The 19,327-nt window shown below is 64.1% G+C and carries 18 protein-coding genes; 9 read left to right on the top strand and 9 right to left on the bottom strand.

Annotated elements, in window-relative coordinates:
- The first annotated feature begins 14 nt into the window (after positions 1-14).
- Both IX761_RS23150 and IX761_RS23145 read left to right on the top strand, forming a co-directional pair.
- Entirely contained in the window at positions 15-755 is a 741-nt protein-coding gene (locus tag IX761_RS23150) for a response regulator (protein WP_194791824.1), read from the top strand.
- Positions 752-2,038, top strand: coding sequence for a sensor histidine kinase (locus tag IX761_RS23145; RefSeq protein WP_194791823.1), 1,287 nt, complete (start codon positions 752-754; stop codon positions 2,036-2,038). Before IX761_RS23150 ends, IX761_RS23145 begins: the two co-directional genes overlap by 4 nt.
- A gap of 10 nt (positions 2,039-2,048) precedes the next feature.
- Here the strand turns inward: IX761_RS23145 and IX761_RS23140 are convergent, their stop codons facing one another.
- The 3 genes from IX761_RS23140 to hisN all read right to left on the bottom strand — a co-directional run bounded on the left by IX761_RS23140 (position 2,049) and on the right by hisN (position 5,041).
- Positions 2,049-3,005 carry an AraC family transcriptional regulator gene (locus IX761_RS23140; protein ID WP_194791822.1) on the bottom strand — a complete coding sequence of 319 codons (957 nt, stop codon included), beginning with the start codon at positions 3,003-3,005 and terminating at the stop codon, positions 2,049-2,051.
- Positions 3,006-3,243: 238 nt separating this feature from the next.
- Positions 3,244-3,978 (bottom strand): hypothetical protein, encoded by a 735-nt coding sequence (locus IX761_RS23135; RefSeq protein ID WP_194791821.1) that lies wholly within the window; start codon positions 3,976-3,978, stop codon positions 3,244-3,246.
- A gap of 271 nt (positions 3,979-4,249) precedes the next feature.
- Positions 4,250-5,041 carry a histidinol-phosphatase gene (gene hisN, locus IX761_RS23130; protein ID WP_194791820.1) on the bottom strand — a complete coding sequence of 264 codons (792 nt, stop codon included), beginning with the start codon at positions 5,039-5,041 and terminating at the stop codon, positions 4,250-4,252.
- Between the two features lie 135 nt (positions 5,042-5,176).
- Here hisN and IX761_RS23125 point away from each other — a divergent pair, with 135 nt between their 5' ends.
- Positions 5,177-6,232 carry a HEAT repeat domain-containing protein gene (locus IX761_RS23125; RefSeq protein WP_194791819.1) on the top strand — a complete coding sequence of 352 codons (1,056 nt, stop codon included), beginning with the start codon at positions 5,177-5,179 and terminating at the stop codon, positions 6,230-6,232.
- A gap of 9 nt (positions 6,233-6,241) precedes the next feature.
- On the opposite strand, the gene IX761_RS23120 is transcribed toward IX761_RS23125, so the two are convergent.
- A complete protein-coding gene (locus tag IX761_RS23120) occupies positions 6,242-8,272 on the bottom strand; it encodes an ATP-binding protein (protein WP_228533889.1) in 2,031 nt (676 codons plus the stop codon).
- A gap of 124 nt (positions 8,273-8,396) precedes the next feature.
- Between IX761_RS23120 and IX761_RS23115 the strand changes: the two genes are divergently transcribed.
- Complete coding sequence (locus tag IX761_RS23115) at positions 8,397-9,086, top strand: type 1 glutamine amidotransferase domain-containing protein (protein ID WP_194791818.1); 690 nt, start codon at positions 8,397-8,399, stop codon at positions 9,084-9,086.
- An 81-nt stretch (positions 9,087-9,167) separates the two neighbouring features.
- Here the strand turns inward: IX761_RS23115 and hppD are convergent, their stop codons facing one another.
- Positions 9,168-10,244: a 4-hydroxyphenylpyruvate dioxygenase gene (hppD, locus tag IX761_RS23110; protein ID WP_194791817.1), complete on the bottom strand. Its 1,077-nt coding sequence runs from the start codon at positions 10,242-10,244 to the stop codon at positions 9,168-9,170.
- Between the two features lie 315 nt (positions 10,245-10,559).
- Here hppD and IX761_RS23105 point away from each other — a divergent pair, with 315 nt between their 5' ends.
- Together IX761_RS23105 and rarD are read left to right on the top strand one after the other, a co-directional pair.
- The gene (locus IX761_RS23105) at positions 10,560-12,146 is read left to right on the top strand and encodes a cyclic diguanylate phosphodiesterase (RefSeq protein ID WP_194791816.1); all 1,587 of its coding nucleotides are present in this window, start codon (positions 10,560-10,562) and stop codon (positions 12,144-12,146) included.
- A 32-nt stretch (positions 12,147-12,178) separates the two neighbouring features.
- Entirely contained in the window at positions 12,179-13,066 is an 888-nt protein-coding gene (gene rarD, locus IX761_RS23100; protein ID WP_194791815.1) for an EamA family transporter RarD, read from the top strand.
- On the opposite strand, the gene IX761_RS23095 is transcribed toward rarD, so the two are convergent.
- Positions 13,029-14,600 (bottom strand): TerC family protein, encoded by a 1,572-nt coding sequence (locus IX761_RS23095; RefSeq protein WP_194791814.1) that lies wholly within the window; start codon positions 14,598-14,600, stop codon positions 13,029-13,031. The two genes, rarD and IX761_RS23095, sit on opposite strands and share 38 nt — an antisense overlap.
- A 286-nt stretch (positions 14,601-14,886) precedes the next feature.
- On the opposite strand from IX761_RS23095, the gene IX761_RS23090 reads away from it, so the two are divergent.
- The gene (locus IX761_RS23090) at positions 14,887-15,471 is read left to right on the top strand and encodes a LysE family translocator (protein WP_194791813.1); all 585 of its coding nucleotides are present in this window, start codon (positions 14,887-14,889) and stop codon (positions 15,469-15,471) included.
- A gap of 215 nt (positions 15,472-15,686) precedes the next feature.
- Here IX761_RS23090 and IX761_RS23085 read toward each other — a convergent pair whose 3' ends face one another.
- Positions 15,687-16,469: a helix-turn-helix transcriptional regulator gene (locus IX761_RS23085; RefSeq protein WP_194791812.1), complete on the bottom strand. Its 783-nt coding sequence runs from the start codon at positions 16,467-16,469 to the stop codon at positions 15,687-15,689.
- 10 nt (positions 16,470-16,479) lie between these two features.
- Positions 16,480-17,022: a helix-turn-helix domain-containing protein gene (locus tag IX761_RS23080; protein WP_194791811.1), complete on the bottom strand. Its 543-nt coding sequence runs from the start codon at positions 17,020-17,022 to the stop codon at positions 16,480-16,482.
- Positions 17,023-17,176: 154 nt separating this feature from the next.
- Between IX761_RS23080 and IX761_RS23075 the strand changes: the two genes are divergently transcribed.
- Positions 17,177-17,959, top strand: coding sequence for an aldolase (locus IX761_RS23075; RefSeq protein ID WP_194791810.1), 783 nt, complete (start codon positions 17,177-17,179; stop codon positions 17,957-17,959).
- A 33-nt stretch (positions 17,960-17,992) separates the two neighbouring features.
- Complete coding sequence (locus IX761_RS23070; RefSeq protein ID WP_194791809.1) at positions 17,993-18,886, top strand: dihydrodipicolinate synthase family protein; 894 nt, start codon at positions 17,993-17,995, stop codon at positions 18,884-18,886.
- A 216-nt stretch (positions 18,887-19,102) separates the two neighbouring features.
- On the opposite strand, the gene IX761_RS23065 is transcribed toward IX761_RS23070, so the two are convergent.
- Positions 19,103-19,327: hypothetical protein (locus tag IX761_RS23065; protein WP_416366811.1), on the bottom strand; the 225-nt coding region annotated here is incomplete at its 5' end.

The following is a 19,327-nucleotide window of genomic DNA, read 5'->3' as shown; positions in this document are numbered from 1 at the left end:
CAAGGACCTTCCCGATGGAACACGTCGATCACATCCTGGTCGTCGACGACGACCGCGAGATCCGCGAACTGGTCGGCAACTACCTGAAGAAGAACGGCCTGCGCACCAGCATCGTCGCCGATGGCCGGCAGATGCGCGCCTTTCTGGAAAACAATGCGGTCGACCTGATCGTGCTCGACATCATGATGCCCGGCGACGACGGCCTGTTGCTGTGCCGCGAGCTGCGCGCCGGCAAGCACCGCAACACCCCGGTGCTGATGCTGACCGCGCGCAACGACGAGACCGACCGGATCATCGGCCTGGAGATGGGCGCCGACGACTACCTCACCAAGCCCTTCTCCGCCCGTGAGCTACTGGCGCGGATCAACGCCGTGCTGCGCCGCACGCGCATGCTGCCACCGAACCTCACCATCAGCGAAAGCAGCCGGCTGATCGCCTTCGGCCCCTGGCGTCTGGACACCACCGCACGCCACCTGCTCGACAACGAAGGCACCCTGGTGGCGCTGTCCGGTGGCGAGTATCGGCTGCTGCGGGTGTTCCTCGACCACCCGCAACGAGTGCTCAGCCGCGAACAGCTGCTCAACCTCACCCAAGGCCGCGAGGCGGACATCTTCGACCGCTCCATCGACCTGCTGGTCAGCCGCCTGCGCCAACGCCTGGGCGACGATGCCCGCGAACCCACCTGCATCAAGACCGTGCGCAGCGAAGGCTACGTCTTCTCGCTGCCGGTGCAACTGCTGGAATCGCCAGCATGAAATGGCCACGCACCCTCGCCTCGCGCCTGGCGCTGATCTTCTTCACCGGGTTGGTGCTCGCCTATGGCCTGTCGTTCAGCCTGCAGGCCTATGAGCGCTACGTCAGCAGCCGCTCGATGATGCTCAGCAACCTGGAGCTGGATGTGTCCACCTCGGTGGCCATTCTCGACCGCTTGCCTGCCGCCGAGCGTGAAGCCTGGCTACCTCGCCTGGAGCGGCGCACCTACCGCTACCGCCTGGACGCTGGCCTGCCCGGCGAGGCCATGCCCAGCGCGGAGGTGCCCATGGCAGCGGAGTCGATCGTCAAGGCCATTGGCGACCGCTATGCCCTGACCTTTCTGGAAATCCCCGGCCCCAACGCGCACTTCCAGGCCCACCTGCGCCTGGCCGATGGCGCACCACTGACCATCGACGTCACGCCGGCGTCTGTACCGGTGGCTACCTGGCTGCCGGTCGTACTGTTGATCCAGTTGCTGGTACTGCTGCTATGCACCTGGCTTGCCGTACGCCTGGCCATCGGCCCGCTGACTCGCTTGGTGCAGGCCGTGGACAACCTCGACCCAAACCGCCCCGGCCCGCAGTTGGATGAAAGCGGCCCGCGTGAGGTGCGCTATGCCGCGGTCGCCTTCAATGCCCTGCAGGCGCGTATCGCCGCCTACCTCAAAGAACGCATGCAGCTGCTCGCCGCCATCTCCCACGACCTGCAAACGCCGATCACACGGATGAAGCTGCGTGTCGAACAGATGGACGACGGGCTGGAGAAAGACAAGCTGACCCACGACCTCGACGCCATGGAGCACCTGGTCCGCGAGGGTGTAGCGTATGCCCGCAGCATGGACAGCGGCACCGAGGCACCGTGCCGGGTCAATCTCGATGCCTTCCTCGACAGCCTGGTGTTCGACTACCAGGACAGTGGCGCGCAGGTCGAGCGCCGTGGTGCCTTGCAGGCCACCCTGCAAACCCGCCCGCATGCCCTGCGCCGGGTACTGGTGAACCTGGTGGACAACGCGCTGAAGTTCGCGGGCGCGGCGCAACTGGAAGTGCGCAGGGAGGACGGTGTGACGCTGATCAGCGTGCTCGACAGTGGCCCAGGCATTCCCGAGGACGAACTCGACGAAGTGCTCAAGCCGTTCTATCGGGTGGAGGGCTCACGCAACCGCAGCACCGGTGGTACGGGCCTGGGGTTGGCGATCGCGCAGCAACTGACCCAGGCCATGGGCGGCAATCTGACCCTGCGCAACCGTGCCGAGGGCGGCCTTTGCGCCCAGATCGAATTGCGCTGAGGTTGGCGGCTCAGGCCCGCCGCCTGAAGGTTTCCGACGGCAGCTCACCAAAGCGTTGCCGGTAACTCTCGGCAAAACGACCCAAGTGCAGGAAACCGTAGTCCAGTGCCAGTTCGGTCACGCTGCGGACCGTGCAACGGGGGTCGCTCAGGCAATCACGCACCCGCTCCAGCTTGCGCTGGCGGATGTACTGGCGGGGGGTGGTGCCCAGATGCCGGTCGAACAACCCGTACAGCGAACGCGGGCTGATACAGGCCTGCTCTGCCAACGACTCGGCGGACAGGTCCAGCTTGAGGTTGGCGTCGATATGCTCGAGGATGCGCTCCATGCTCGCACCCGCGCCCCCCGGCGCCACTTTGCAGACATTGGTGCTCATCAGCGTCAGCAGCTTGCTGGCGACGATCTGGCTGTAATGCCCCTGAACCCGCGGCAGCGAGTCGATGACTTCGGCTTCGTTGCAGATCATCCCCAACAGGTTGAGGAAACCCTCCAGTTCTTCCAGTCGGTAATGGTTGCGCACAAAGCGCACGCCACCACTGGGGCGCTGCCAGCGCTGCTCGTCGCAGATCGAGTCGAGCAGGTGCACCGGCACCTTGAGGATGAACTTCTCGCAGTCTTCGGAATAGGTGAGGTCGACCGGGTCGTCCGGGTTGATCAGCAGCAACTCGCCCGGCACCAGGTGATGCTCACGCTGGTGGCCGCGCCACAGGCAGTTGCCGTTGAGCAGCACCTGTAGGTGGTAGATGGTTTCCAGCGCGGGTGAGGTGACCCGGACGCTACCGCCATAGCTGATACGGCACAGATCCAGCTCGGCGAACTTGCGATGACTCAAGCTGGCTTGCGGGTGGGTGGTGCGGGCCAGGCCAATGTGGTGCTGGCCCACATGCTGGTTGACGTAGTCGGACACCGCGTAGGGGTCGGCGCGGTGGAACACGCAGCTTTGCTCGCTCAACAGGCGGCTTTCCATGGGCAAGGCACTCGCCATCGTTATTGTTATGGGCGCCGCGCCCTACCACCTTGTGGGTGTGTGGACGCGGTCGTTCACGGTCATTCTATCCAGCCGAAGGCGGTGTGTCGGGGCAGTCGACGGTCGGCTGGCAAGCATCACACTATGCAAAAAGCCAGGTCCAGGGCAATGCGACCAAGGCAAACGCTGGGCGGACAGCGGACAGTGTCGATACTGCGCTGTGCGATTACCGAACAGGCTACTGCACCGGCAGGAAATTCATCAGCAACAGGCTTTGTGCATAGTTCAGCCCGATGCGCCGGTAACGCTCGTCGAGCATCTGTGCCAGCAGGTCCAGGCGCGCGACGATCTTGCCGAACTCCACGGCAAAACTCAGGTTGCTGCCCTGCTCGGAGATTTCGTTGGAGAACAGCAGCAGCACACCCTTCTCATCCTGGCGCTGGCCGAGCATCCAGGTGGCCTTCTCGATGTTGCGCGCGGCATTGTTGATGAACAGCGGGTCGAGGGTGTCGCTCATGTAGAAGGTGGTGCGCCCGCCGTGTGCGGTTACCAGCATGCTGCCGATGGCGTAGATGAAGGCGCCGACTCGGTCGCCCCTGAATTCTGGACTCAGGGCGTAGCTCAGCGCCGCCAGGTCGCGCCGCTCACCGAGCTGGGGTAGCGGTTGACGCTGCTCGATGGCGATACGGATCTGCCGCGCCGCCGTGGTGGCATCCAGGTAACCGGACTGCTTCCACTGGTTGGGGTTACGCAGGTACAGCTTGTTCATCAACAGGTAGAGGCTTTGCAGGTTATCGCGCATGGACAGTGTGGCCATGCGGTCGACGCTGGTCTGGAACAGCTCGTCGGGCTTGCCGTTACCGAACTGCGTGAGCATGTCGCGGCCTTGCTGCTGGGTGCAGGCACACAGGCACAGTAAGGTACCTGCCAGCAGCGGGTGGCGGAGTGATGCAGCGAGTCGTTTTGCAGCCATCGGCACCGGTGCGGGTCAGCGGCCATGCCGGGGATCGGCGTGGCCTGGCCAAGCATAGAGCGCGCAATCGCGAAAAAGTGCGATGTTCAGGCCTGCTCACGATTTAAAGACCTGGCGCGATCCCTGTAGGAGCGGCCTTGTTTCGCGAAAGGGGTGCGCAGCGCCCCCAGGATCTCGAGTACGCTCCAGATCGCCGGGGCCGCTCCTACAGAATGGGCTCGCATAAATCCTGGAGCGGCCTTGCCTGCGCGACAAACCGCAGGCCCAGGGCTTACATGGCGTGACGCAGCATCTGCACCACCTGCGCATGCAGCGCTGGGTCGCCGCAGGCCACCACGCAACCACCATGCTGCGCCGAGCTACCATCCCACGCCGTGATCACCCCGCCAGCCCCTTCGATGATCGGCATCAGCGCCTGCACGTCGTAAGGCTGCAGGCTGGCCTCGACGATCACGTCGACGAAGCCCGAGGCGAGCATGCAGTAGGCGTAGCAGTCGCCACCGTAGCGCATCAAGCGAGCCTGGCCCGCCACCTGCTGGAACGCCGCCTTGCGCTCGGGGGTGTCGAACATATCCGGCGTGGTGCACATCAGGGTGGCCGAGGCCAGGTCAGCACAGGCCCGGGTCTTCAACGGCGTGCCGCTGCGCCAGGCGCCTTCGGGCGTGCCGACGAAGCGTTCACCGGTGAACGGCTGGTTCATCACGCCGATGACCGGGCGAGTGCCATCGTTGAGGGCGATCAACGTGCCCCATAGCGGCAAACCCGTGATGAAGGCGCGGGTGCCGTCGATCGGGTCGAGCACCCAGGTCAGCGGGCTGCTGCCTGCGGCCGCGCCATGTTCCTCGCCGAGAATGCCATGCTCGGGATAACGCGCCTGAATCAGTACACGCATGGCGTCTTCGGCGGCCTTGTCGGCGACGGTCACAGGGTCATACAGGCGCCCACCCTTGTCCTCGACGGCGAGGTTCGCGCGAAAGTGCGGCTGGATCGCCTCGGCGGCAGCATCTGCCAGCTGTTCGGCGAAGGCGCGAAATTCGCCAGTCTGTGCAACGCTCAGGGACATGGGGCAGGCCTCATTGCTTGGGAAGGGGCCGCATCATAACCCACTGCGCGCCATACCGATGCCAAGCGCCCAAGGCCGTTGCAATTGCCACGCGGCTGTCCCAAGCTCTGCCCTTCTCCCGTCCCGGACCCGCCGATGCCAAGACGCCAGTTGCTGCTGATCGCCCTGTTGCTGTTGATCCTGGTGCCAGGCGTGCTCGGCTACCTGTGGCGCGATCCGCAACCCGCCCCGCCTAGCCTGCCACCACACAGCTATGCCAAGGCCCTGCGCCAGGCACACGAAGGCCAGCCGGGCGCCGCTCGGGTGCTCTATCAGCAATTGCAGCGTGACGATTTGGCGCCGGTCCGCCGTGCTGCCTTGTATGCCGAACTACCCAACTACCCCTCTCCCCAGGCACTGAAACTGGCCAGGCTTGATCTCGAAAAGGGCGACCCGCTGGTGCGCCGTGCGGCTATCGCCAGCATCCGTCGTCTATTGCCCGCCAGTCAGCGCAGCCTGGTGCTCGGGCCCTTGCTCGATGATGACGAGCAAAGCGTGCGATTCGCCGCGGTGGATGCCCTGCTCGGCTTGAATCCAGATGCCATCGGTCTGTACTTCGGTCCGCTGCAGGTGGCCCTCGAACAGTATCAGCAAGCCCTGGAGCAAAAACCGGACGATGCAAGCGCGCAAGTTCACCTGGCCCGCCTGTACATGCATGAAGAAGCCTACGCGGCCGCCGGTACCGCACTCCAGCGCAGCCTGAAGCTGGAACCCGAGAGCCTGGAAGCCCTTGCCACCCAGGTAAGGCTGCTGGAACGCCAAGGCCAGCACGATGCCTCCCGTCAGGTCTTGGCCAAGGCCCTGGCGCTGCGCCCTGACTCGGCGTTCCTGCAATATGAACTGGGCTTGTGGTTGAACCGTCACGAACAGACCGAATACGCCCTGCTGGCGTTGTCGCGCGCCGTAGAGCTTGCGCCTGACAACAGCGACTACCGCTACACCCTGGCCATCACCCTGCACCAGCTGGAGCAGGTGCAGGCGGCGGCGCAGCAATTGCAGACACTGCTCAGCCGCCAGCCTGCCAATCGACGGGCGCGGGTAATGCTGATCGAGTACTGGAAGGAAACCGGGCAACTGCAAAACGTCCAGGTGCTGCTGGCCGAGCTGGAGCGCCAGAACCCGGACGATCCCCTGCTGCAGCAAGGGTTGTGACCCATCCCCTCAGCCGTTGAGCATCTGCCCGACCTGAACGACCAGGGCCTCCAGCGAGAACGGCTTGAGCAGCAGTGCGGTACCCGGCTCGTCGAGCAGTTGCTGCTCCACCGGGGCATCGGTAAAGCCGGTGATGAACAACACTTTCTGCCCGGGTTCGATCATGCGCATGGCCTTGGCCACCTGACGCCCACTGAAACCACCCGGCAGGCCGATGTCAGTAATCACCAGGTCAAAGGGACCTGCATGGCGGAACTGCCCCAAGGCGGCATTGGCATCAGTGACATCGCACACCTCGTAGCCGCGCTCGGTAAGGATCTCTTTGATCAAGCCGCGCAGATTGAGCTCGTCATCGATCAGCAACAGCCGCTCACCACGGCCCTGCAATGTCGCCGCAGAAGGTTCCAGAGGCTGCGGCAGGCTACCGGCGAAACGAGGGAACATCAGCACGACCTGCGTCCCCTTCCCCTGCGTCGATTCTATCCATGCCTGCCCGCCAGACTGGCGCACGAACCCATGTACCATCGGCAGGCCCAATCCTGCGCCCTGCCCCAGGGGTTTGGTGGTGAAGAAAGGGTCGAAAGCATGTGCAACATCGTCCGGCGCCATGCCATGGCCATCATCGGCGAGCTGCAGCATCACATAGTCACCGGCCGGCAGCACATCGGTGGAGACGGCAATACGCTCGTTGCTGGTGCGAACCGACAGGTTGCCACGCCCCAGACAAGCATCGCGGGCGTTGGCGCACAGGTGCAGCAATGCATTGCGCACCTGGTCCGGGTCAAGCTGGACGGGCCAGGGGGCCATGTCCAATTGCCAGTCCACGCGCATTTCACCGCCCAGGGTCTGTTCCAGCAAAGGTTGCGTATCGCGAATCAGCCGGTTGATGTCGAGCGGGTTCGGCAATAATGGCTGGTTTCGGGCAAATGCCATCAGGTTGAGGGTCAGGCCGATGGCGCGCTGGGCACACTCACGGGCCATGCTCACATAACTGTCCAGCCGCTCCAGGCGACCTTGGGCGATGCGCCGTTCCAGCAGTTCCAGGCTGCTGCCCACGCCGGACAGCACGTTGTTCATCTCGTGAGCCAGGCTGCCCGCCACTTTGGCCACCGCCTCCATGCGCTGGCTGTCGCGCACTGCAGCTTCGGCGAGACGCTGCACGGTGTGACGTTCTTCAGTGATGTCACGGCCGATCATCATCGGCAGCGCCTGGCCCCGCACGCCTTGCCAGCGCAACCAGCGGTAATGGCCGTCGCAGTGACGCATGCGTGCCTCGAAAGGTGCGGGATCGCCCCCCTGCTGCAGCGCCATGAGCGCCAGCTGGGCTTCAGTACGGTCGGCGGGGTGCAGCAGTTCGGGTAAGGACGGCACTTGCAGGTCGGGCCACCCCAGCAACCGGTACCAGGCCGGATTGGCCATGCGCACGCGCAGGTCGGCGTCGAGCATCAGCATGACGTCCGGGGACAACTGCCAGGTATGTTCGCTGTCTGCAAGATAGGCGCCCAGCTGGGCCTCGAACGACAGCGCCAGTTCGCGCCACTCGCGCGTTCGCTCCACACTCGCAGTGGTCTCGATCAAGGTATGCAGGAAGCCCGCCACCTTGCCTTGATCGTCGCGGATCGGCGAATAACAACAGGTGAACCACGCGCTGCCACCCTCGCGACCGATCGGTAAGCGGGCCTCCTCGCTCAGGAAGCCTTGCCCCTCCAGGGTCTGGAACACAGCACTGCCCATGCTTTCCCAAGCCTGCTCCCAGAGCAGGTCGAAGCGCTGCCCCTGGGCATCCAGGTGCCCTCCCAGTTGCAGGCGATAGGCTTCGTTATGGATCACGGTCAACTCCGCGCCCCAGACAAGCGCGCTGGGAAACGGTGACAACAGCAACATATCGGCGGCGATGCGCAACGACGCAGGCCAATGCGACAACGGCCCGAGCGGCGTGGCACCCCAGTCGTGGCCCATGATCTCCTTGCCTGACCTTGCGGGCGCACGCGGCGCCAGGTGGACCACCTGGATGTCCGCAGGCGAAGTGCCCTGCTCCATGGTTTAACCCTTACGGCACATTGGTCCCGGCAGACTAGCACAACGTCGGCCGGGCATGGCACAAGCGCCACTGACGGCTATGCTGAGGTGGTTTTTCCCTTCTGGATTGGACGGGCATGCACACATGAACAAGAAGATCCTGGTCGTGCTGACCAATACTGCCAAGTACCCAAGCATGAAGCGGGCCACAGGCTTGTGGCTAGGTGAAGCCGTGCACTTCGTCGACAAGGTGCAGCAGGCCGGTTTCAGCGTCGACTATGTCAGCCCGGCGGGTGGCTATGTACCGATCGACCCGCATAGCCTGCAGATGGCGCCAGAGCTGGACTGGAGCTGGTACAACGACAAGGCGTTCATGAACCGCCTCGGTACCACCCTCAGCCCGGGACAGGTCAAGGCCGAACAGTATGACGCGATCTACTACACCGGCGGCCATGGCGTAATGTGGGACTTCCCCGACAACCAGCCCCTGCAAGACCTGGCCCGGCGCATCCATGAGCGTGGCGGCGCGGTGGCGGCGGTCTGCCATGGCGTTGTGGGGCTACTCAATATCAAGCTCAGCGACAACAGCCTGCTGCTCAAGGGGCGCAAGGTGACCGGTTTTTCCAATACCGAAGAGAAGCTGGCGGAGCTGGACAACGTGGTGCCGTTTCTCACCGAGAACGAACTGGTGGCTCGCGGTGGCGAATACAGCAAGGCAAATGATCCGTGGGAAACCTTCGTGGTCGAGAACCAGGGGCTGATCACCGGGCAAAACCCGGCGTCCACCACCGCGGTGGCCGAAGCGGTGCTCCGTTATCTGAACAGCAGCAAATAATCTCGTCGCACAAAGCATCGCGGGGCAAGCCCGCTCCCACGTGGGAGCGGGCTTGCCCCGCGATTGACCTCAAGCGCCGAATTATTCGGCGTTCAACACGCCACGACGCACCTGGTCACGCTCGATCGACTCGAACAGGGCCTTGAAATTGCCTTCGCCAAAGCCATCGTCACCCTTGCGCTGGATGAACTCGAAGAACACCGGGCCCAGCAGGGTTTCGGAGAAGATCTGCAGCAGCAGGCGCTTGTCATTCGACTCCGAGGCGCCGTCGAGCAGGATGCCACGGGCCTGCAACTGGTCGACTGGCTCACCGTGACCCGGCAGGCGCTCCTCGAGCATTTCGTAGTAGGTTTGCGGCGGCGGGGTCATGAAGCGCATGCCCAAGCCCTTGAGCGCGTCCCAGGTCTTGAGCAGGTCGTCGGTGAGGAAGGCCACGTGCTGGATGCCTTCACCGTTGAACTGCATCAGGAACTCTTCGATCTGCCCCGCGCCCTTGGACGACTCCTCGTTCAGCGGGATGCGGATCATGCCGTCAGGCGCGGTCATGGCCTTGGAGGTCAGGCCGGTGTACTCACCCTTGATGTCGAAGTAACGGATCTCGCGGAAGTTGAACAGCTTCTCGTAGAAGCCGGCCCAGTAGGCCATGCGCCCGCGATACACGTTGTGGGTAAGGTGGTCGATGATCTTGAGGCCGGCACCCACCGGATTGCGGTCCACGCCCTCGATGAACTTGAAGTCGATGTCGTAGATCGAGCTGCCTTCTTCATAACGGTCGATCAGGTACAGCGGCGCGCCACCGATACCCTTGATCGCCGGCAGGCGCAGCTCCATCGGCCCGGTCTCGATTTCCACCGGCTGGGCACCCAGTTCCAGGGCGCGCGCATAGGCTTCATGGGCGTTACGAACGCGGAAAGCCATGCCGCACACCGAAGGGCCATGCTCGGCGGCGAAGTACGAGGCGATGCTCTTGGGTTCGTTGTTGAGGATCAGGTTGATGCCGCCCTGGCGATACAGGTGCACGTCCTTCGAGCGGTGCGTGGCCACCTTGGTGAAACCGAGTATCTGGAATACCGGCTCCAGCACGCCTGGAGCAGGCGATGCGAGCTCGATGAATTCAAAGCCTTCCAGGCCCATCGGGTTTTCAAAGATGTCTGTCATGTTCATGTCCTCATCTGCAGCAAAAAACGGTTGGTTACTGGCTTGCGATGGCGGACGAAAGAGGGGGCGAACACGGGATCCCGCGCACGCTGCGGGCCAGATAGTCACCAATGATCAGCTTGAACCCAGGGTTTGTCATATGGACCCATTCTCGGCGGGCTTGATCCTCCGGTTGGCGGAGAACCTTATTGTTGTATTCGTAACGCGATTCTACAGTGCGTAAATTGCTTTGTCGCGCTTTAGTTCGCGACCGGCGCCGACAAGCGGCTATCCTTGCCCTCGACACGCCTCGTCCGCCACCAGGTCCAACCGCGCATGCCGCTGACCACCAAACGCCCTGCCCGCTGGAGTTGGCGCACCTTGCTGCCCTGGTTCGTCGGCGTGCTGCCATTGGTCTGCGGGCTGGCGGTGATGCGCTGGCAGACCGAGCGCGAACTGCAAGCCAGCAGCCAGGCCACGGCACGTGAAGTGGTTGGGCATATCGACATGATCCTCGACAACCTCTCCAGTGCAGCGCGCACCTTGCTGCCCAAGGCCGGAGAGCCCTGCGACCAGGTTCAGCTGGCCTTGCGGGTCGAGACCACACGCAATGCGTTCGTACGCTCCACCAGCCTGTTCGATCGCGACACCCTGTATTGCACCTCGCTGTTCGGCGACTTCAACGAGCCGGTGGACCCGCACGACTACACCGATGGCCAACTATGGCTGATGAACGGCAACTCGGTCACTCCTGGCCATCCATTGCTGATCTATCGCATCAGCCAGGGCACGCGTGGGGCGATCAGCACGGTGGACGGCAGCCACCTGCTGACCGCCTTGCGCCTGATCGGCGCGGACAGCGCGCTGCAGGTGCAGGTGGGCAGGCACTGGATGGGCAGCGACGGCGTGGTGCGTGAAGGGCCACCGCCCATTGCCGCCAGTGCTGCGGTGACGTTCTCCTCGACCCGCTATCCGTTCAGCGTGCATGGGGGCTATGGCCCGAACAAACAGGCGCAGCTGATGCGCTCACGCTACCCTGCCCTGTTCAGCCTGCTGCTGGTGCTTGGCGTGGTGGCGGGCGGCGCCTGCCGCTGGCAGATCCGCCGTGCCACCTCGCCACGCGCCGAGTTGCAGCGCGCGCTGGAGGCCGGCGAGTTCCTGCCCTACTTCCAACCGGTGGTGCGCAAGGGCGACTACCATTGGGCCGGTGTGGAAGTGCTGATGCGCTGGCGACACCCCCGTGAAGGGCTGGTGCGTCCGGACCTGTTCATCCCCTACGCCGAGCACAGCGGGCAGATCGTCGCCATGACCCGCGCCTTGATGCTCGACACCGCCCAGGCCCTCGCGCCCCATGCGGCGTTGCTGGAGGACGGCTTTCATATCGGCATCAACATCACCGCCGATCATTGCCACGACCTGGGCCTGCTCGACGACTGCCGGACCTTCCTCCAGCACTTCGCTCCCGGGCGCGTGGTACTGACCCTCGAGTTGACTGAGCGCAAGCTGATCGAACCCACGCCCGTCACCCTGGAACTGTTCGAGAAACTGCATGAAATGGGGGTGATGATCGCCCTCGATGACTTCGGCACCGGCCAGTCCTCCCTTAATTACCTGCATCAGTTCAAGGTCGACTACCTCAAGATCGACCAGAGCTTCGTCGCCATGATCGGTGGCGATGCCCTGTCGCAGCACATCCTGGACACCATCATCGAGCTGTCGGCCAAGCTCGAGCTGGGGCTCGTGGCCGAGGGCGTGGAGACACCCGTGCAACGCGATTACCTGGAGCGCCATGGCGTGGACTTCCAGCAGGGTTACCTATTCGCCCGGCCGATGCCGGCGGACGAACTGCTACTGGCCCTGGCCGCGCGCCCCGGCAGCCCGCAGTTGCCGCAAGACGCGGCCCCTGAGATCATGCGCGGCTGATTCGCCCACCCTTCCCGTTTTTCGAGGCATTCGTGTCAAAAGGCATTTTTTCGTCGGTCATGGCGTCCTGTCTGTTCGCCGTGATGTATTTCTATACCTCTTTCCTCACGCCGCTGGATGGCGAAGAGATCTTCGGCTGGCGCACCTTGCTGACCCTGCCCTGCCTGACCCTGTTCATGTTGATCTCCAGGGACTGGCAGCGGGTCGGCGAGTTGCTGGGGCGAGTGAAGCGCACGCCCTTGGTGCTGCTGGGCATGGTCGGTACTTCATGGCTGATGGGCGTGCAGCTGTGGTTGTTCCTCTGGGCGCCGCTGCACGGGCGCAGCCTGGAGGTGTCGATGGGCTACTTCCTGTTGCCGCTGGCGATGGTGCTGACCGGGCGCCTGGTCTACGGCGAGCGCCTGTCACGCCTGCAAAAGGTGGCGGTCAGCTGCGCGGCCCTGGGCGTGGGCCACGAGCTGTACCAGAACGGCAGCTTCGCCTGGGAAACCCTGCTGGTGACGATCGGCTACCCGATCTATTTCGTCCTGCGTCGGCGTTGCCGCACCGACCACCTGGGCGGCCTGTGGTGCGACATGTGCCTGCTGCTGCCGTGGGCCCTGTACTTCGTGATCCAGGGCCCGTTGTCAGCGGCGGACCTCGCCCAGCACCAAAGCCTTTACTGGCTGATCCCGCTGCTTGGGGCGATCAGTGCCAGCGCCCTGATCGCCTACGTGCTGGCCAGCCGGATGTTGCCGTTCAGCCTGTTCGGCCTGCTCAGCTACGTCGAGCCGGTGCTGCTAGTGGGCGTGGCCCTGGCCCTGGGCGAGACCATCGGCCCGAACCAGTGGCTAACCTACCTGCCGATCTGGGCCGCGGTGCTGGTGCTGGTGCTCGAAGGTTTCAAGCACCTGCTGCGTCAGCGGCGGCGCTCGGTGTAAGGCGCACCTGGCGCACGCGCCGCTCCTCCACCGCCACCACGGTCATGCTCCAGCCATTCCACTGCAAGCGATCGCCCACCACCGGCAGGCGGTCCAGCAGGCTCATCACCAGGCCCGCGAGGGTCTGGTAGTCCTCGGTGGCACGGGCGACGAAGCCGGTGCGCGCCTGCACCTGCGCCAGGTTCAGCGCACCACTGACGACAAATCCACCCGCCTCTTCGACCACGCCTGGCCCTTCGACCTCGCTGGCGTCCGGCAGCTCACCGGCGATCGATTCGAGGATATCGGTCATGGTCAGCACGCCCGTGAAGTCACCGAACTCGTTGACCACGAAGGCGATGTGCGTCGATTGCCCGCGCATCTGTTCCAGGGCGTTGAGGATGCTGAAGCTCTCCAGCAGGTTCAACGGTGCCCGCGCCAGGGTTTCCAGATCAGGTTCGTTGCCAGCCAACAGCTCCTTGAGCAGTTCCTTCTTGTGCACGAAGCCCAGTGGTTCCTCGATGCGGCCACCGCGGATCAGCGGCAGGCGCGAATACGAAGAGTTGATCAGCGCCTGGGTGATCACCTCGGCCGGCTGTGCCAGGTCGATGGCATCCACTTCGGCACGCACCGTCATCACCGTGCGGATCGGCCGCTCGGCCAGGTTCAGTACACCGCTGATCATCACCCGTTCGCGGCGGTCAAAGACCACCTGCTCACTGCCGTCCTCGACCAGGTCGGCGATCTCCTCGCCCACCTCGTCGGCTTCCACCCGGCGCCCGCCCATCAGGCGCAGCACGGCATGGGCAGTGCGCTCACGCAGCGGCCGGTGTTGCTGCACACTGCGTTTGCGGCGGGCACGGGCCAGCTGGTTGAACAGCTCGATCAGCAGCGAGAAACCAATGGCGGCATACAGGTAGCCTTTGGGGATATGGAAGCCCAGGCCCTCGGCGGTCAGGCTGAAGCCGATCATCATCAAAAAGCCCAGGCACAGCATGATCACCGTCGGATGGGCGTTGACGAAGCGGGTCAGCGGCTTGCTGGCGACGATCATGATACCGATCGAGAAGATCACCGCGATCATCATCACCGACAAGTGCTCGACCATACCCACAGCCGTGATCACCGCATCCAGCGAGAACACCGCATCGAGCACCACGATCTGCGCAACGATCGGCCAGAACGCGGCATGTCGGGTAACCCCGCCGCTCTGCGCAACGTGGCCCTCGAGGCGTTCGTGCAGCTCCATGGTGGCCTTGAACAACAGGAATACACCACCGAACAGCATGATCAGGTCACGGCCGGAGAAGGTCTTGCCGAACACCTCGATCAGCGGCGCGGTCAGGGTGACCATCCACGAGATACTGGCCAACAGGCCCAGGCGCATGATCAGCGCCAACGACAAACCGATCACCCGTGCGCGGTCGCGCTGATGGGGCGGCAATTTGTCGGCGAGGATGGCGATGAACACCAGATTGTCGATACCCAGCACCAGCTCGAGGACGATAAGCGTCAACAGGCCCAGCCAGGCCGTGGGGTCGGCTAGCCATTCCATTAGCGGGTACTCACAAGGGCGGCGTCACGGGGACGGAATATGGATGACCGGGACGGCCAGGAATTGAAGGGCCGGGATGGCCGGGGACTGGGGGGCTCCGCGAAGGTGCTCATATAGACCTTGATCAGAAAAAGGGATAACGATCCTACAATCGAAGCAGCTTTTTCCGACAGTGCGAAACTATTACAAAACCTGTAACAGATCGCCTTGGGCATTTTTGTTCAATACCCCTGCGTGGTGGTCGCCTGATGATGGCGACGTCTCAATCGTTGCAAGGAATCTCTGCATGAGCCTGTCCCTGTCCATGGCCGCCTTTGCCCTGGCGGCGTCCATTTCCCCTGGCCCTGTCAATATCGTCGCGTTGGGCAGTGGCGCCCGCCATGGCCTGCGCGCCAGCCTCGGGCACGCCGCCGGTGCCACCCTGGGTTTCTGCCTGCTGCTGGTGCTCACCGGCCTGGGCCTGCACGAACTGCTGCTGCGCTGGCCGTGGCTGCAGCGCCTGCTGCTGTGGGGTGGCGTGCTGTTTTTGCTGTATATGGCCTGGAAGCTGGCCAGTGACGATGGTCGCTTAAAGGCGGACGGTGAACAGCGGGCGCCCAGCGTCTGGCACGGTGCGGCCATGCAGTGGCTCAGCCCCAAGGCGTGGCTGGCGGCAGTGGCGGGCGTAGGCGCCTATACCGCTGGCGAGCAGCAATTGTTATGGCTGTTCACCTGGATCTACGGGCCAATCTGTTTCGTTTCCGTGGCCAGCTGGGCGTGGGCCGGCAGCGTGATTCGCCACTATCTGGGCGAGCCGAAGCGGTTGCGGCTGTTCAATCGCGGCTTGGCGGCGTTGTTGGTGGCGAGTGCGGGGTATCTGCTAGTGGCGTGAGCGCCAGGTTGCCTGGACCGGCCTTATCGCCGGCAAGCCGGCTCCCGCCCGTTGGCTCTCTGTAGGAGCGGCCTTGTGTCGCGAAAGGGCTGCGTAGCGGCCCCAGGCTCTTGGGTATGCCGCAAATTGTCGGGGCTGCTCTGCAGCCCATTCGCGACACAAGGCCGCTCCTACAGGTTCATGCGCCAGAGACCTGTCAGCGATGGGGCTGCCCATCAATCGGCATCCCGGTAATGCCCCGGCGTCGCCGCCAGGTGCCGCTTGAACGCCCGTTGCAAGTGGGCCTGGTCGGCGAACCCTGCCTCCAGCGCCACGTCGGCGATGGGGCGGCCAAGCCGCAGTTGCGCTCGGGCATGCTGCACCCGTTGGTCGAGCAGGTAGCCGTGGGGCGGCAGGCCGAAACGCTTGCCGAACGCGCGGGTCAAGTAGCCACGGGACAGGCCCGCCGCCGCACAGATGTCCTCGAGGGTCAGCGGATCGAGACGATGCGCGCGTATGAACGCAGCGGCCATCTCCAACCGGGGATGCGTGGGTGCGCTCACGCCGCTAGCTGGCTCCAGGAAGTGCGCAAGGCCGTCGAAAAAGGCCCCCAGCGCAGTCTCCTTCGATGCAACCGGCCCCTCGTCGAACAACCCCGCAAACAGCGCCAGCAGTCGCCCATACAAGGCTGGCGAACGGCTCAAGGTCGCCTCCGGCAGCACGAAGCCCCGCGCCTCGAGCCACGGCATATCGACGAACAACATCAGGTACGACCAAGGCTCGCCTTCGATGGGGTTGCAGGTATGCACCACACCGGGGTTCATCAGCACCGTGGTGCCAGCGGCCACCTGGTGATGGGCTTCTCCAGTGAGATAACGGCTACGCCCGCCAGTGATGACACCAATCGAGAAGCTCTCATGGGAGTGCGCTGCGTAGCACACCTGGCGCCCATCCCCCACGCGCCGGGCCTCGACGAAGGGCAATGCCGGATCACGCCAAAACCGCGAGACCTCGATCATCGCCCTGCCCTCACCCTTCGCCGCCCTGCACCACGACCAGCAACTGCGCCTGCTGCTCACCCACCGAACGCAGGCGGTGTGGGGTCTGGGCATTGAAATGCAGGGCATCGCCGGCCTCCAGCAGCACCCGTTCGCTCATGAAATCCACCTCCACCTGGCCTGCGTGGACGAACAGAAACTCCTCACCTTCGTGCTCCTTGAAGGTCGGGTCGCTGAACTCGGTCGGTGGCTGGATCAGGAACGGCAACAAGCTGCGCTGGCCCACCTGCGAGGTGAGCACCGCATAGCCCGGCCCCTCGCCACTGCCCACCAACGCCTGCCGCTCGCCATGGCGCACCAGGCTGTAGCGCGCCAGGCCCTCGTGCTCGCCGTCGAACAGTTCCTCGACGTTGACGTTCAGCGCTCGCGCCAGTTTCAACGCGGCGGCGATCGATGGGGTGTTCAGGCCGCGTTCCACCTTCGACAGGTAGCTCTTGGTCATGCCGGCCTTCTCAGCCAGCTGTTCGAGGGTGATCCCCAGTTTCTTGCGCAGCAGTTTCAGTCGGATAGACATGTGACGCGGGTTTCCCGGACAAACGCACTTGCATATGACACTTTGTGTCATATAGGATGTTTTGTGTCATCTGATGGACCGCCCCTCCACCGTCGAAAGCAAGGGGGCGGGCCAGCCGAGACATCCACCTTCACGCCACAGAGGATAGACCCCCATGGCCAACACCCTGACACACAGCAAAGACCAGCTGGTGCAAAAGGCACTGACGCAGATGCAAGGCTCGCTCGCGGATAATACGTGGACTGTGCGCGAAAAGCTGGCCCTGACCTGCCGAATTCTGTTCGACAACGGCCACGACTCGGGCCTGGCCGGGCAGATCAGCGCCCGTGGCCCGCAGCCGGGCACCTTCTACACCCAGCAACTGGGCCTGGGTTTCGACGAGATCAATGCCAGCAACCTGCTGCTGGTCAACGAAGACCTGGAGGTGCTCGAAGGCCAGGGCATGCCCAACCCGGCCAACCGCTTCCACAGCTGGGTGTACCGCGCCCGGCCCGACGTGAATTGCATCATCCACACCCACCCCACCCACGTCGCCGCCTTGTCGATGCTCGAAGTGCCGCTGGTGGTGTCGCACATGGACCTGTGCCCGTTGTACGAGGACTGCGCGTTCCTCGAAGCCTGGCCTGGGGTACCGGTGGGCAACGAGGAAGGCGAGATCATCAGCGCCGCCCTGGGCGACAAGCGCGCCATCCTGCTCTCCCACCACGGCCAGCTGTCCACCGGCACCAGCATCGAACAGGCCTGCGTCTATGCCCAGCTGATCGAGCGTGCCGCTCGCCTGCAACTGCTGGCCATGGCCGCCGGCACCATCAAGCCGATCAGCCCCGAGCTGGGCCGCGATGCCCACGACTGGATCGACCGGCCCAAACGCCATGGCGCCGCGTTCAACTACTATGCCCGGCAAGCCCTGCGCACCCACGCCGACTGCCTGAACTGACCCCTGATTGCCTTGCTTGCGGAGCTTACAACCATGACCACTGAATTCCACGGCATCATCGGCTACACCATCACCCCGTTCAGCCAGGACGGCGAACAGCTCGACCTGCCCGCCCTGGGCCAGTCCATCGACCGCCTGATCGAAGACGGCGTGCACGCCATCGCCCCGCTGGGCAGCACCGGCGAAGGCGCGTACCTGAGCGACAGCGAGTGGCAACAGGTCGCGCAGTACAGCCTGGAGCGTATCAATAAGCGCGTGCCCAGCATCGTCAGCGTTTCCGACCTGACCACCGCCGGCGCCGTGCGCCGCGCCCGCTTCGCCCAGCAGCACGGCGCCGATGCAGTGATGGTGCTGCCGGCAGCCTACTGGAAGCTCAGCGAAGCCGAGATCCTCCAGCACTACCGCACCATCGGCGCGGCCATCGACCTCCCGGTCATGCTCTACAACAACCCGGCCACCAGCGGCACCGACATGCCGGTGGAGCTGATCCTGCGCATTGTGCGCGAGGTAGAGAACGTCACCATGGTCAAGGAGAGCACCGGCGACATCCAGCGCATGCACAAACTGCAATTGCTCGGTGAGGGCCAGGTGCCGTTCTACAACGGTTGCAACCCACTGGCGCTGGAAGCGTTCGTCGCCGGGGCCAAGGGCTGGTGCACGGCGGCGCCGAACCTGATCCCCGAACTGAACCTGCGCTTGTACGACGCGGTGCTGGCCGGCGAGCTGGAGCAGGCGAAGGCGCTGTTCTACCGCCAGTTGCCGCTGCTGGACTTCATTCTCAAGGGAGGTTTGCCGGCAACCATCAAGGCCGGGCTGGGCATGACCGGGTTGCCGGTGGGTGAGCCGCGGCGGCCGGTGTTCGGGCTGGATGAAGCCGGTCAGGCGAAGTTGCAGGCACTGCTTGACGGTTTGCGTCAGCAGCGCTGACATACATCGGTTACAACTCATCGCCGGCAAGCCGGCCTTGCACATGACTCTGTAGGAGCGGCCTTGTGTCGCGAAAGGGCCGCAAAGCGGCCCCCCGATTGATTGGGCTACACCAATGGCTGGGGCCGATGCGCGCCCCTTTCGCGACACAAGGCCGCTCCTACAGGATCTGTGCTAGCCAACATGCCGGCGATGGGCCATGCCTGAACGGATGCCTCAATCACACAGCTTCCTCGGTGCCGCGAACCCTGTCACCGGCTTCGACATCACCTCGCCCCCCTGTCCAACCGGCGTCAGTAATCGAACATCGAAGCGGCACACCCGCCGCGCGTTCTCGCCCTGCCCCACGGCCCCCATGCCGATGGTGACCTCGTAGTCGCGGCCCGCTTCGAGGGTGTAGACCTGGGCTTGCTCGTCGCAATAGATCCCCCTGCCCAGCGA

This window comes from Pseudomonas sp. UFMG81 (assembly GCF_015354575.1).
Lineage (GTDB): Bacteria > Pseudomonadota > Gammaproteobacteria > Pseudomonadales > Pseudomonadaceae > Aquipseudomonas.
Note: the sequence above shows the minus strand (reverse complement) of the source record. Positions and strands in the feature narration are given on the sequence as shown.